This is a genomic window from Paenibacillus sp. 8b26, from assembly GCF_050626875.1.
Taxonomy (GTDB): Bacteria; Bacillota; Bacilli; order Paenibacillales; family Paenibacillaceae; genus Paenibacillus.
This window is the reverse complement of the sequence record NZ_CP192445.1, coordinates 4,222,910-4,236,435: the sequence shown is the minus strand read 5'-3', so window position 1 is coordinate 4,236,435 and position 13,526 is coordinate 4,222,910. Positions and strand designations below refer to the sequence as shown.

The window sequence follows — 13,526 nt, the reverse complement described above, 5'->3', positions numbered from 1 at the left end:
ACGATCACTTTTTATGAATGGCCCCCTCGGGCATCTTCAATACGGGATCTCATGATCGGGCTTCAGAATATCATCATTATATAGAATAGGTTTGAGTGAAATAGAATCGAAAGTGTGAACATCGTGTCAAAGTTGTGTCGTAATGATGGCAAATTTATGAAAACAGCTCTAATTCTCTAATTAGTGTGACATTTGCGATTGATCTATCCAAATTTTTTCAAACAAAAAGCCTCTCTTCGTTCGGAGACTTTTGCTCCGACATCCGCAAGAGAGACTTCATCAATTTAACCCACGGGAATCTATCAATCGCCATCCGTTCCTCTGTTCTTCTGAACCCGATTACGGTAGGAGGAAGGCGACATCCCCGCATATTTTTTGAATTTGCCATGAAAGTAATCGGCATTGGCATATCCGACCCGTCCTGCCACCTGATGCACCCTGATTCCCTGTGCAAGCAGTTCCCTTGCCCGCTCGATCCTCACCTTATCCAGGTAAGCGTTAAAGGCTTCGCCTGTATGACTTTTGAACAATTTGCCCAAATAGCCGCTGTTGTAATTAAACATATCCGCCAACAGCTCCAAGCGCAGGTTCTCATCATAATGGCTGTGAATGAAATCAATCAATTGTTTCATGATCGTTTCTTTACCGCCCGGATCGGTCTGACCAATCCATTGCAGCACATGCTCCAGCGACCGATCCACCAGCTCACCCAAGGTTGAATAAGCATATACATCCGTAATCAAGTGCGAATGCTCCTCCAGCACCGTCCGGCTCTGCTCCTGGCCAGCAGCATACTTGTTCAGCGCCAAGGTAAATGTCTGTGCAAACGCCGCCTTGATTGCAGCTTCTGTACGATAGATCTGAGGAAATTGGACCTCCATTTCCTTCAATACACGTATTGCAGCTTCACGATTCGCCATATCCAACGCGTAGTATAGCTTCTCTGCATAACGCATAGAGTCCGAGGTTTTATCAGTCGTTTCACACATTTCCTCGTCCGAAGTCTCCAAATCATGCAGGTCACGGGTAAGCATCACCCTTTCCGCACGGAACAGGAAAGTACGCTCCAGTAGACGCAGCGCCTGCTCAAAAGAGCTTGGAATATCATGTAGTCTGCCCACCGGATCACCAGCAGCTACGTATATTTCCGTTGTCCACGGCTTTAGTGCCTGTCGCCAGGAAGCCAGCAACCGAACAGCATCTTCTTGTATTTCCACCGTGGCAGGGAGTAGCAAGCCTGTATAAATTCCGGCTTCGAATACAATCCCCCTGCCCTGCTCCTGGCACATTTCCGTTAGCCGCAGCTTTGCTGCTGACTGCCGGGCTTGCCGATCCCAGTCGGGTATCCGCAGATCCAGCAGTACGACCTGATAGCTTCCCCAATCCAAAGCGGGTGGCGCTGGATGCTGGTCAGGATGTTCAGGAAACAGCAGGGTTTCGATCCAATCGCGCTCATGGGGAGACGGGCTCCCCCACTTGCCGTCTTCTTTTTCGCTCTCAATGCTTCGCCGTACCCGTTTCAGCTCTGTCGTCATTTCTTCTTCGTCCACAGGCTTTAATAAATAACCATCTACGCCAAAGCCCATCGCCTGCCGCGCATAATCAAAGTCCGCATATCCGCTTAAAATGAGAAAATGAAAAGGCTGACCGTTCATTTCGCGTATGCTTCGTATGACCTCCAGCCCGCTCATCCCCGGCATGCGTATATCAACAATGACCAGCTCCGGCCGGTGCTCCTTAAATTTATCCAATGCCTCGCGCCCGTTCCCTGCAGTATCTACAATATGAAAGCCGCAGTCTCTCCAATCAATAATGGAGGTCAATCCTTCACGGATCGCAGGCTCATCATCCACAATCATCGCTTTATACATTCGACTCCTCCTCCTTGGGTATTGAAAAGGTTACGGTTGTTCCTGCCTGCGGTACGCTCTCCATGTGCAGACCATAACGTTCGCCATACATCAGCGTCAGACGCTGGTGAACATTGCGCAGCCCGATACTGCTCCCTTCCGGCTCATCCGTGCCCATTATACGGTCTAGCAGACGGGACAACTGCTCTGCTTCCATGCCAATCCCATCGTCAGCCACTCTTATTTGCAGCTCTCGTAGCTCCATCGAAATATCGACTTTTACGGTAACGGGTTCTTCCTTGTTTTCAAGACCATGAATAATCGCGTTCTCTACCAGCGGCTGTATGATTAATGGAGGAATGGACATTTCCTCAGCGCTTTCTGCCAGATTCACTTCATAGACCAAACGATTTCCAAACCGGAACTGCTGAATTTGTAAATAGGATCGCACCATATCCAGTTCCTGACGCACCGTCGTTTTACCGCTGCCAATCTCCAGATTCCGCCGCATCAATCTGCCAAGCAATCGTACCGTCGTTGCAATCTCCGCTTCCCCGTTCAGATGTGCCTTCATTCGAATGGACTCCAGCGCATTAAACAGGAAGTGCGGGTTAATCTGACTGGCCATCATCTTTAGTTTGATATCCTTTTGCGCCATTTCGAGCCTGTTATTTTTCTCACTCGCTTCATAAACCTGCCCCATCAACTGGCGGATACTGGCAACCATATAGTTGAAGCGGCGGGACAAATCCCCGATTTCGTCCATTCCCTCCACGCTCGACACGACATGGAAATCCCCCGCAGCCACCTTACCCAGCTCATGGCTCAACCGCTGTAGCCGTTTGGTGATCAACCAGGAAATCATCGTAATTAGAACCAATGCCATGACCAGCACCGCAAGAACACATAATGCGCCGATCAAGCTGATCCGGTTCGCTCCCTGTACAATGTGTTCCGTCGAAAACACCGAAATAATCGTCAATCCGCTCACACTTGAGGCTGGCAGCAGCTCATCCACAATAATGTTCGAGGATTTCCCGTTTATTTTTGCTTCATATATCCCCTTACCTGCACCCTGTACATCAAAGCCCAAATGCAGATCCACCAATGTTTGACCCACGGACTGTGTATGGGTAGCCGCGACCACGATTCCGTTGCGATCCACAATCAGCGTTTCAAACGGTTCCTTGCTGAGCATATTGTTCAGCTCCGTCTGACTCAGCGCAATCATCAGAACTCCCTTGGTGTTGTATTCCGGAAAGGGAATTTGCCGCACTAGACTCAGCCGTTTTACCGGGTTATCCTCCTTATCCTGAATATAAAACCAGTTAATCGCCGTCCCCCCCAAGGCAGTCTGAAACCACTTCTGCTGCTCAATACCAGAATCTACAGGGATAAATTCCAGATTATTGACAAGCGTCGGATTATACGAATAAAAACGGATGGTCGCAATCTCTCTATATTGCTGTACATACTCATTAAAGTCCTTGTATTGATGATACGCATTCATCAGCTCTACCATGCCCGAATAACGGCGGTTCGCCATCTCCCTCAGCCTTTTATCGAACATCAGCCCATTTGAAATATCCGTGGGTACGCGCAATAAATTCGCAGTCTGGCTCTTGATCTTTTCCACGTTGTTCACCGTTTGGGCAATTGCACTGTCCAAAGCCTGCTCCCGTAAATAAAAGGTGACACAGCCACCCACCACCAGCACCGGGATCATGACAATCAGCACGTAGGAGAACAGCAACTTATTTCGCATACGCATATTATTCATCAGATGCCGAACTCCACGATACATGCCATTCCCCCCATTAGATAAGCGCTTACATTATTATGTATTCCTTAACTCACCGCATCACGATGTACACGATTCCAGTTTAAAGCTTCGCAACATCTATATCTATATTTTTTTGCAAAATAAAAATGTGGCGAACGGAGTCACCACACTTTACGGATCATGAACTATTCACGTACAAAAGGTTCGATATGCACACCCTGCGGCAGCTTTTGAGGATCGTCCGGGTTAATACGGTCATAGAACATGATGCCGTCCAAATGGTCCATCTCATGCTGTACCACAATCGCCGCGTAGCCCTTGAGGGTCAGTAGCTCCTGCGTTCCATCCAGCAAATTGGCCTTAATGCGAATTTTTTCATAACGCGGGACATATCCGGGTATGTAACGATCCACTGACAAACAGCCCTCGCCCTGTTCCAAATAAATCATGGACGTCGAATGGCTGACCAGCTTGGGATTAAACAGTGCATACTCTACCGTTTTGTCTCCATCCTGATAATAGACAGCACACATTCTTTTGTTCAGACCCACCTGGTTGGCTGATAATCCCACACCCGGACGCAGATCATAACGGGCTGCCATCTCTTCATTTTGACTATTTTTCAGATAATCCATCATCCATTGCATCTGTTGAATATCCTCTTCACGCAGCGGCAGGCATACCGGATCAACCTTCGTACGCAAAATCGGTTCCCCTTCGCGCACGATATCCTTCGTGAGAAGCATCTCCATCGGTTGATTGCTCATTCATCAGCCTCGATTCATTTAATAAATATACTCTCATGTGATCCTGCAAAATATGCGTAAAATCCCCGGTTTTACTGCAAGTTTTATCCCATAAATTATATCTATTAATGAAATGAATTGTCAAAATAAAGCGGCAGTGGAGTGTAAGCTAAACAATATGGCTTTTAATAATAATTCTCGTTGATCTATTGATTACAGTGACACAAAGTTTGCCCCTTTTTACATGATTTAAGTAGTCACCTTATGCCCAGGCGATTTTATCATGTATATAATTTTATTACTGTTCCGCAGGTATTGTTGCAATAATGTCTTTTCCTTTATAAGGAAGCGAAAAATTCTGCATATCATTTTTTCGGGCACATTGATACCTTCCGTTTCAGATCCTCCAATAGATTCAGCAATATCTTTCATTGACCGCAGGACCATTGGTCCTGCGCTTTTATTACCACCTACCCAAGCACAACAATTTTGGCATGGATGATATTGAAGCAAGGCGAGTTAAATTTGACGCACCTTCGTTTGAAGCAAGGTGTATGCAAATACCATCCCCCTTTATTCAAATTGAATAACTATGTAAAAAGCCCACTCCCCATTTATAGTTGAGGAGTGAGCTTTCATGTGAATCGAATCACCTGTCATCTCATTAGTCTTCAAACCTGTAAATAATACTTCCTTCTACTTAAGCATTATAAGAGACAGTACATTACAAGCCAGATTAGTAATTTACATCTTTTGGGTATTCGATGTTAATAGGTTTCTTTGTTCCATTAACATAAGTATACCCAGCATTTTCCGCTTCTCTTCCTTGATAGACATTTCCAAGATAATAATCATAATAATCATATCTAACAATTGTTGTATTATACTGATCGTAGTTGATAGCTGCGTAATAGTTTCTTGTATTGTACGATGAGCTTTCAGGGGGGCCAGTGTACACATCTGTAGTATTGTAGGTTTTAGACACTGTACCACTCACATTTCCTGTAAGACTTTCTTTAACTATATATGCAATATTCGCATCAACCGTTGCTGTAATTGAAACCGTTCCACTTACTGTTAGGCTAGAACTACGTGTTGCAGTCCGTCCTTTAGCCACACTAACAATAAGTGTTTGTTTCTGAACTGGCCCCACAGAATATCCAGTAATTTTATTATTACCAAGTGCATATTCTGACTTTACATAAACGCGATGATCCCCAGCTTGCGGCGTGATCACAGAATTTTTTTCAACAAGCTTTGGATCAACAAATTCAACGCGCGCATCTGGATTACCTTGTGTTTCAAATCTGGTAATTGCAGATGTTGGAACATCTTGAATACTGGACTCTGCAATTTCTGCGGTTGTGTTTTGAATGGTATTACCTGAATTTTCTTCAGCAAAAGACAATGGAGCAAAGACGGCTAGAGCAGTTGATAGGGATAAAATTACTGCGGTGAGTTTCTTCAAAAATCATCATCCTTTTTTCTGTTTTTTTGTAATACACTATATATATACTTCATAAAAATCCCATTTTCTTCTTTTTCTAAGCAAAAAATAGAAAAAATTATATAGTATGGATACAATCACTAAGGAGTGTGAAAAATGAATATAGATTCTAAAATAATCATATCCGCAATAATACTTGGTGCTTCTTTTATTTTTGGAAGCTATATTAACGCACATTTTAGTTCGAATGAAAAAATTCTTAACCCTCAGATATCACAAACTTCTTCAAGTGATAGTATTTTAAATAAAGAAGAAGCAGCAGCATATTTAAAGATTCCTGTGACACAACTGGATAATATTATAAAAAGAGATACTGAACAAAAAAAGAAACTATCGGTTTATGACACTTATCAATTTATTCCTTACGCTGATCTAGATGGTCAAATAGTGTTTTCAAAAGATAACTTAAATAAATGGTTGGATTTCATCACACAGAAAAAATAATTCACTTTTTCCTATTGCAAAGATATGTATTAGGTAACTAACATTCGTCTCGCAGTTGCGGTTTTGTATTGTACTTATTCACTTTATTTACTACTCAAAACTCCTAATTCTCGACCATATCCTGTAGCTCAGGAATAAGTGTCAGGAGTTTTTTATAATTATGTAGCTGTTGTTTGGTGATGCCAAGTTCCTGAGCAATATCCTCCTGCGTTTTTGCCAAAGTAAAATTATTTGACTTTGGCTCTTTTGGTGAATACTGGTTTCCCACTGTCTCCTGCGTGTTCAATCACATAAATCCTTTCTAGCTCAACAATACATTTGGCAAGCTTCAGCCATACATACTAAAAAGGCTAGACGGAATAACCGTCTAACCTCTGGAGAATAGTTGATTTTCTAGGTTCTACTGTGATCTTGAACTTGCAGCATTTTTACTCTCACATTCCTCCGTGTTGTCCAGTCGGCTCGTAAGTCGATCCTTTGTCTAGATGCTGAAGAGGGGGAACTACTATTGCTACTAATATAAAACCAGTAACTAAAAAAGATAGAATTATTTTACGCTTCATCTTCCTCCACCTCTTTAATCAAATTTCTGTATGCCGCCTTCGTCTCAGATGATGCATACTCCTGATAGGAATCATACAGCTTTACACATTTAATTATATACGATTTATTATTGATTAATGCAGATTTTGCCAAACAACTTAACAAAAAAGTAAATCCATCTGCAAAATCACTTTTGTTAAAGTAGTAAACCGCTAATTCACATGTAAAATGAACATAGCGTTCTGTAATGAATTGTTGATTGTACACACCTACACACTCAGGTTTATCCAGCAAAGCGAAAATTTCCGTTTCAAATTGCCTTAGAATATGATCAATATTTAAATGATGTCGATTAGCAGCTTTAACTACGTTATCTAATCCGGGAAGTGTCTCTTCTTTCTTTGAAGAAAAAAATGCTACATAATCAGCCAATACACTAACTTCACCAGCATGAAGTTTATTTACATAAGTGTTGGCTTTAGCCCATTCTTTATATCGCTTTTTCCATTCCAAGGTGATTTCATCGGTTTCCTTCACCCAGCTTAGTCAGCATATGTGTATGTATGTTGAAGTGCCTTCTCATAATCTTTATGGGCTTCACATACTTCAGCATGAAGTAGATGAGAAAACGCCCAATAAGCAAATGGTGGGGAAGCAGATTTCTTTAAATTCTCTTTTTTCGCATCATGATGTTGATCCAACTTGTATTGAATCTCTGCTTTAATCTCCAAAGCCTTAGCTGTTTCATCGAGCATATCCCATTCACGCAGAGAACGATACACATTCGCCAAATCCTTCAGAGCATCAAGCTGAACTATTTCATCCAATCGTTCGACAAAAGATTCAAAACGTGTAGCTACCTTGAGATTTTGACGTTGATCGTCTCCGACCTGAATTGTGAATATACGATAATGGCAGACTGCCAAGCGATCAGAATGTTGGTACTTCTCACCCTCAGCGATGTTCTCGTATAGGTAAGCCGCTGCTTCATTATAACCTTCTTCATAACAATCCTCGGCTAATTCAAAGAGATAATGGAGATAGGTCGGTTTATCCAGCAGGACACTTACTACTTTTTGTAAACAGTCTACGCGCTGAAACTGCACACAGCGATACAAGAACGGGCTAATTCTTTTCCAGTTCAGCGGTTCTTCCATAATGCACTCTTCAATGTAACGTTCATAAAAATGGTCTGCGGGTAAATCCATTCCTAACGTGATTCTATCTAATTGGTGCACCGAAATGGTACGATTGCCTGTTACAATACCGCTTACTGTGCCCGGATTCATGCCAGCGATGTGTCCAAACTTGGTCATACTCAATCCTTTCCGTCTCAGGTAGGTTTGAATTTCTGTGCGTATCGTGGGTGTGATTTTCATGGATAAGCCACCCTTTCAGCATAAAACCGTCATATGATGCATAGTTAAATAAATTATGTAGTTGAGAAACAAGTAGTAAAATAGATTTGTTTTATTGCTCATAATTGTACCATCTTTTGGTACAAAATCATATACCTCTCAGATATTTACTTAAGATACCTTTTTGGATAGTTTGCAAAGATTTCTTGATTAAGAGTATCATCACCTGATTGAACATTGATACTCATTTTCCTTTGTGTATTATCAGTAGATTCACCTTAAAATTGATGTGTGGAGCAGTCGAACAACGTCCACAATTTGCGTATGGTATCGAGTCGAAAAATAGGCTAAGTCGGGGAGTGGAAGTGCTAGGGGCATATTTGTGGAAAATGAATGGTAATTTGATTTTAATCACCCCTCACTTAAATTATATACTAATATATGGATGTTAATATGGATGTTAATATGGATGTTAATATGGATGTTAATAACAAAGAAACCTAGACATATTATCTAGGTTGTAACAGTGTACGTAGTGTACACATATGAATTTATAGTCTGTTCATCTTTTCACTTTTTAGCATTAGATCAAAGCGGGCAGGTTTGGGGCTGGGGTGATAATTCTCGGGGACAATTAGCCACCTTAAAGTCGGAACGCATCAAAATATGAGGTAACTGTCAATAATCAATAGAAGCCAAGAAAGAACGAGCGATCATACCATTAAATATGAATAGCCTTAATTATTCACAAGCTTAACTCTTAACTATCCTTATTAATTCAGCACCAAGCAAAAATCTCCTATACCAATGAAATGGTCAGGAGATTTTTGCCGTAATCAAACCTTTGGAATTAATCATGCGTATCTTTTCTTACTATTAAGACGGCTGTTCCAGTGCATCCGGTGTATCGCTGAACAGCTTCGCCTTGGGATTAGGCTGTGTCCAGGTGTTATAGTATTGCGAGTTTTTGCCGTAAGAATTATCAATCACGACATGCGGCATGTCGAGCAGGCAGGCGAGAATATGACCATGCAGCCGTGAGGTGCGAACCTCGCGGTAAGAGCTGAACAGCGTAACCGCTTTGTTCATGAGGTGGTCGGTGTACTTGTACCAAAAGGTACGTGTAGGCAGCGGACCGCCGATTTTCTTGTCCAGACGGTAAAACTTCTGAAAGTAGACGATCCCTTTCACTTCCAGCGGAGTGAACAAAGTATCCCAGTCCAGTCGGTGGGCGGCATCTGCCTCGTCGTCGAATTGCTTTTGCCCTCCTACGGTTTCAATATCCGTGCGCAGGAAGTACAGTACGTCCTTGACCGTTTCCGTAGTCGGCTTCAACGGCCAGAGCTGGTGCGCCATGTCCGGGCATAGCGTGATGCTGCACTGATTCAACTTCTCCTTGGCCCACTGATATGAACGTGTATCCCGCACAAACATATGTAAATCCGGGTGAGCATTGAACAGCGTAGCGACCTCATTCCCCTTCTGTTCAGATTGAAAATGGATCGTCTGCGGCATGATTACAATGCGGTGGCTCGGAAAATCCCGTACGATGCGTTCCCGCAGATTTTGGTGATTTGAATATAAATCACCAAAATTGCCACCTCCGTGACACACGATAATCCAGTCTCCCGGAATTTGAAGCTGATCGGGGATATCCATAGCACTGTAACGGGCACGAACACGGATACCGTTATCCTTGAAGAACGCCTCGGTGCCTTTCATGATGAGCACGTCCCCACCGTTGTTATACACGGGGTAGTCAACATAAATGATGTTCGAACCTTGGGGGACTACGTCGAGAATGACGCTCAGCTTATTTTTCAGTTTAGCCATGGGATGCGAATTCGGCATCTTTCAGTTCTCCCTTCCTGCGCTTCTTTTGTATGGTCTGAATGACAAATGTGATATCACTTTTATCAAAAATGATCCGTGATAGCGGAACATTGAAAAACATGGGGAACGAGAACAGTGAGAACGCCAACCGTATACAAGCGCCTACAAGCAAAGCAATCGCAATGCCGTCCAGACCAAAGATCGGTGTACAAATAAAAAATAGACCGACGGTGATCGCATAGGCTACAATTTGCCGGAACAATACTAGTCCCGGACGTCCCAGCGCGTTAAAGGCCGAAGCCAGAATCCAGGAGCCGCCTCCGATGATGCACTCCAGCGACAGCAGATAAAAGGTTAACGATGCTTCCAGAAAAGCGGGGCCGTACAGCAAACCCAGCATGTATCGTCCAATGAACAAAGCAGGCACGATGACGATCAACATCGCAGCCATGGAGATGCGAAAAGCACGACCGACGGTTTCGACAATTTTGCTGTGCTCCATTCCAGTCACCTTCGGAAAGGTTACATTCGTAACAGCGTTCTGCACCACATTGAACACACGCGACAGAGCATAGACGACAGAGTACAGACCGAATGCTTTGGGTGACAGCAGCGCCACGATGACGATTTTGTCTGTTTGGGTGGACAGCGTCCCCATCAATTCCATCCCGTAGACTCTCGCTCCATAGCTATAATAAGGGCGGAGCACCTGGCGGCTGGTGAACAGGCGGAAAGTACGCAAATTCATATGCTTGCGCAAACGGAGGAACGCCCATACCAGCGCAAGGAAACTCGCGGCAAAATTCACGGCCCCTGCCAACTGCACATTGAGCAGCCCCATCAGCCATAATGTCACCAGACCGATGAAGTTCAGCAGCGGATAGTAAAACAGCAGACCGTTATATACGCTAAACCGATCCAGTCCTTGCGACAATGCCGTTGTCAGTGCCGTAAGCACCGCCAGCGGAACCGCCGCCGCACAATAGAGCTGTGACAGGTGAACGATATCCGCACCATAGCCGTTCAGCCATAGCGGCATACATATCCACGCTACAGCTCCCGCCAGCATGCTGGCAGGCAACTGAATCCACAGCGACAGCGCCACCAGCTCCTCTGTCGTGCCTGTTTTCTTCTTGAGGTTATAAATCAGCGACGTAGGCAAGCCGAAGCTCAGCACGCTACCGATCAGCGTAGGCCAGAACAAAACCGCCGCCAGTTCTCCTTTCCCCTCGACTCCGAGCATACGTGCGGTCAGGATGGAAGTCAGGGTCGTGACGATCAGCACGAAAAAATTGTTAAAACTCGTGCGCATGATCGTTTTGGCGAGACTGTCACCCGTGAATACTTTCCTTGCTGCTGTCCATGTGCTCATGTTACGTCCAACTCCTGTTCCTTATTAAGCCTCTCGTCTCTATGTTCACATCGCGCTCCTGCCCACCTCCATCAGCCTACCGTTTTTTTGGAATTACGTTCAGGTAGCTGACCTCCGCCAACAGGCTCCTTCGGACTTGAAAAGATCGCCTTCAGCGCTTTTTTGTAGCCTTGAATGGCAGTATGATTTTTCTTGGGCTTCTCTCTCAAAATTTGATACAGCGTCGTCCAATACAGCGCAGCATAGCCAATCGGACCAGATCGCTCGTCCCGCAGCAGATGAATATGATTCATCACCCGCATATAAGTCACCTGCTCCATATTGTCGCGCGAGGACGGCGATTCGTGGTGAAGCAGCGTAAGCGCCGGGTTAATGTACAACGGACCGCTTTTCATGGCAATGCGCGAAAGTAACAGGTCTTCCCCTACGCTATAGCTTTGCAGCCAAGGCACAGGCTCCAGACTGCGAATCGCCTCGCGACGAAACGACATATTACAGCCGTGAAAAAACTCGGTTCGAAACGTCTTTTTCGCCTTGTGCCAGTTGTACATCGAGCCGGACTGACCGCTGAGGGACAGTTTTCCTTTGGACAAGGACTGTTGGAATGACAGCAGGCAACGAATGGTTCCCATGAAGCTGTTGCTCATTCCCTGTGCAATGCCACCGACACCAGCGGCCTGCGGATAAGCCTCATAGGTACATATCAGCTCGTTCAAGTAGTTGTTCGGCAGCTCAACATCATCGTCAAGGAACAAAATGATGTCACCCTGCGCAAGTTCAGCTGTCTTTACACGAGATAACCATAATCCCGGCTGCTCCTTGCGATGATATCGGTAGGTAATTCCTGCTCTGCCCAACTGACGTTCATAACGTTCCAGCACATGCCTCGGCAGTTCTCCATCATCAATAATCCACAGCTCGGTTTCACATGCCTCCGGTGCCCCAGCAATAGCAATTGAATTGATGCATCGGGTCAGATCGTCAACCCGATTTCGGGTGCACAGGGCAATGGACAAGCTTAACATCATACTCCCCCTTTATCCTGAAAATGTGTGTGGAATCAGATTACTGAACCGCCGGGCCTAAATATTCGTTATATTTTTGCTTGCGCGGGTTCAGAATGAACAGCACCCCCTGCTTGTATCCTTCTGCGGCATTAAAGTTACGGCGTAGTATTTCCTTGAACATCAGGTAGGACAAGGTCCATATAAGCGCTCCGTACTGGATGGCTCCCGCCTTTTTCAGAGCAAGAAAATAATAGTGATTGATCGCTGTAGCCTTGGCTACTTTGCCCGCCTTATCGCGCGAGCTTGGGGATTCATGATGAATGATCGTCAAGTCGGGATTGATAACCAATTTGCCATAACGGCTCGCCAACTGGCACATGTACAAATCGTCAGCCACGGCATAGCTGGTCATCCACGGATACGGCTTCATATCCCGAAGCGCATCCCGCCGGAACGACATGTTGCAGCCATGAAAAAATTCCGTATCAAAAACCTCCGTCGCTTCTCCCCAGCGCAGCAATGAACCTGCCAGGCTACTGGGCGAAAGCTTGCCGAGAGACGGAGACATCTGAAATGTCAAAATGCCCAGCAGCTTCCCTGCCCGGCTCGAATGTAGTCCCTTTGCAATCCCTCCAACACCCACAATCGTTTCATCCTGATCATAGGTATCGAGCAAGCGCCGGATATAGAGTTTATCATCCAGTTCGGCATCATCGTCAAAATACAGCACGATATCATACCGTACGAGAGACAACGCTTCATAGCGGGACAACCAAACGCCGGGACGATTTTTTTTATGATACTTCAAAATGCCTTGAGACAAGCCGGATACCATGTCACGGTACAGCTCGACCTGTTGGTCGGAAATATCGCCGTCATCCACAATCAGCAGCTCTACAGCCGTATGCTCCAGTTGCTGCTGTCCTGCAATAGATTGTATACAGCGTGTCAGATCTTCGATCCGATTGCGGGTACAAATGATGATGGAGACATCGGACATGCCATTACCTCCTGTGTGTGTATCCAGATGCTTTGGAAGAGATATTCAAAGTTTTTCCAATTGCTGGATGATATATGTTTATT

At 44.7% G+C, this 13,526-nt stretch carries 11 protein-coding genes and 1 pseudogene; 2 read left to right on the top strand and 10 right to left on the bottom strand.

Features of this window, described 5'->3' with window-relative positions:
• Nucleotides 1-302: 302 nt before the first annotated feature.
• The 4 genes from ACQ4MX_RS19625 to ACQ4MX_RS19610 all read right to left on the bottom strand — a co-directional run bounded on the left by ACQ4MX_RS19625 (nucleotide 303) and on the right by ACQ4MX_RS19610 (nucleotide 5,847).
• Nucleotides 303-1,871, bottom strand: coding sequence for a response regulator (locus ACQ4MX_RS19625; protein WP_431086830.1), 1,569 nt, complete (start codon nucleotides 1,869-1,871; stop codon nucleotides 303-305).
• The gene (locus ACQ4MX_RS19620; RefSeq protein ID WP_431086828.1) at nucleotides 1,864-3,654 is read right to left on the bottom strand and encodes a sensor histidine kinase; all 1,791 of its coding nucleotides are present in this window, start codon (nucleotides 3,652-3,654) and stop codon (nucleotides 1,864-1,866) included. Before ACQ4MX_RS19620 ends, ACQ4MX_RS19625 begins: the two co-directional genes overlap by 8 nt.
• A gap of 164 nt (nucleotides 3,655-3,818) precedes the next feature.
• Nucleotides 3,819-4,400 carry a peptide deformylase gene (gene def / locus ACQ4MX_RS19615; RefSeq protein WP_431086825.1) on the bottom strand — a complete coding sequence of 194 codons (582 nt, stop codon included), beginning with the start codon at nucleotides 4,398-4,400 and terminating at the stop codon, nucleotides 3,819-3,821.
• A gap of 715 nt (nucleotides 4,401-5,115) precedes the next feature.
• On the bottom strand, nucleotides 5,116-5,847 hold the full coding sequence (locus tag ACQ4MX_RS19610) for a hypothetical protein (RefSeq protein WP_431086823.1): 732 nt from the start codon (nucleotides 5,845-5,847) through the stop codon (nucleotides 5,116-5,118).
• 135 nt (nucleotides 5,848-5,982) lie between these two features.
• Here ACQ4MX_RS19610 and ACQ4MX_RS19605 point away from each other — a divergent pair, with 135 nt between their 5' ends.
• Nucleotides 5,983-6,330, top strand: coding sequence for a hypothetical protein (locus tag ACQ4MX_RS19605; protein ID WP_431086821.1), 348 nt, complete (start codon nucleotides 5,983-5,985; stop codon nucleotides 6,328-6,330).
• Nucleotides 6,331-6,433: 103 nt separating this feature from the next.
• Here the strand turns inward: ACQ4MX_RS19605 and ACQ4MX_RS19600 are convergent, their stop codons facing one another.
• Both ACQ4MX_RS19600 and ACQ4MX_RS19595 read right to left on the bottom strand, forming a co-directional pair.
• Nucleotides 6,434-6,616: a hypothetical protein gene (locus ACQ4MX_RS19600; RefSeq protein WP_431086818.1), complete on the bottom strand. Its 183-nt coding sequence runs from the start codon at nucleotides 6,614-6,616 to the stop codon at nucleotides 6,434-6,436.
• A gap of 266 nt (nucleotides 6,617-6,882) precedes the next feature.
• Nucleotides 6,883-8,252, bottom strand: a pseudogene (locus tag ACQ4MX_RS19595) (helix-turn-helix domain-containing protein).
• A gap of 505 nt (nucleotides 8,253-8,757) precedes the next feature.
• On the opposite strand from ACQ4MX_RS19595, the gene ACQ4MX_RS19590 reads away from it, so the two are divergent.
• Nucleotides 8,758-8,901 carry an RCC1-like domain-containing protein gene (locus ACQ4MX_RS19590; protein ID WP_431086816.1) on the top strand — a complete coding sequence of 48 codons (144 nt, stop codon included), beginning with the start codon at nucleotides 8,758-8,760 and terminating at the stop codon, nucleotides 8,899-8,901.
• Between the two features lie 206 nt (nucleotides 8,902-9,107).
• On the opposite strand, the gene ACQ4MX_RS19585 is transcribed toward ACQ4MX_RS19590, so the two are convergent.
• From ACQ4MX_RS19585 to ACQ4MX_RS19570, 4 genes are all read right to left on the bottom strand, one after another.
• Nucleotides 9,108-10,082 carry a polysaccharide pyruvyl transferase family protein gene (locus tag ACQ4MX_RS19585; protein ID WP_431086814.1) on the bottom strand — a complete coding sequence of 325 codons (975 nt, stop codon included), beginning with the start codon at nucleotides 10,080-10,082 and terminating at the stop codon, nucleotides 9,108-9,110.
• Complete coding sequence (locus tag ACQ4MX_RS19580; RefSeq protein WP_431086811.1) at nucleotides 10,057-11,436, bottom strand: lipopolysaccharide biosynthesis protein; 1,380 nt, start codon at nucleotides 11,434-11,436, stop codon at nucleotides 10,057-10,059. The genes ACQ4MX_RS19585 and ACQ4MX_RS19580 overlap by 26 nt, the downstream gene beginning before the upstream one ends.
• 71 nt (nucleotides 11,437-11,507) lie before the next feature.
• A complete protein-coding gene (locus tag ACQ4MX_RS19575) occupies nucleotides 11,508-12,461 on the bottom strand; it encodes a glycosyltransferase family 2 protein (RefSeq protein ID WP_431091368.1) in 954 nt (317 codons plus the stop codon).
• 40 nt (nucleotides 12,462-12,501) lie between these two features.
• Entirely contained in the window at nucleotides 12,502-13,443 is a 942-nt protein-coding gene (locus ACQ4MX_RS19570) for a glycosyltransferase family 2 protein (RefSeq protein ID WP_431086808.1), read from the bottom strand.
• Nucleotides 13,444-13,526 lie beyond the last annotated feature (83 nt).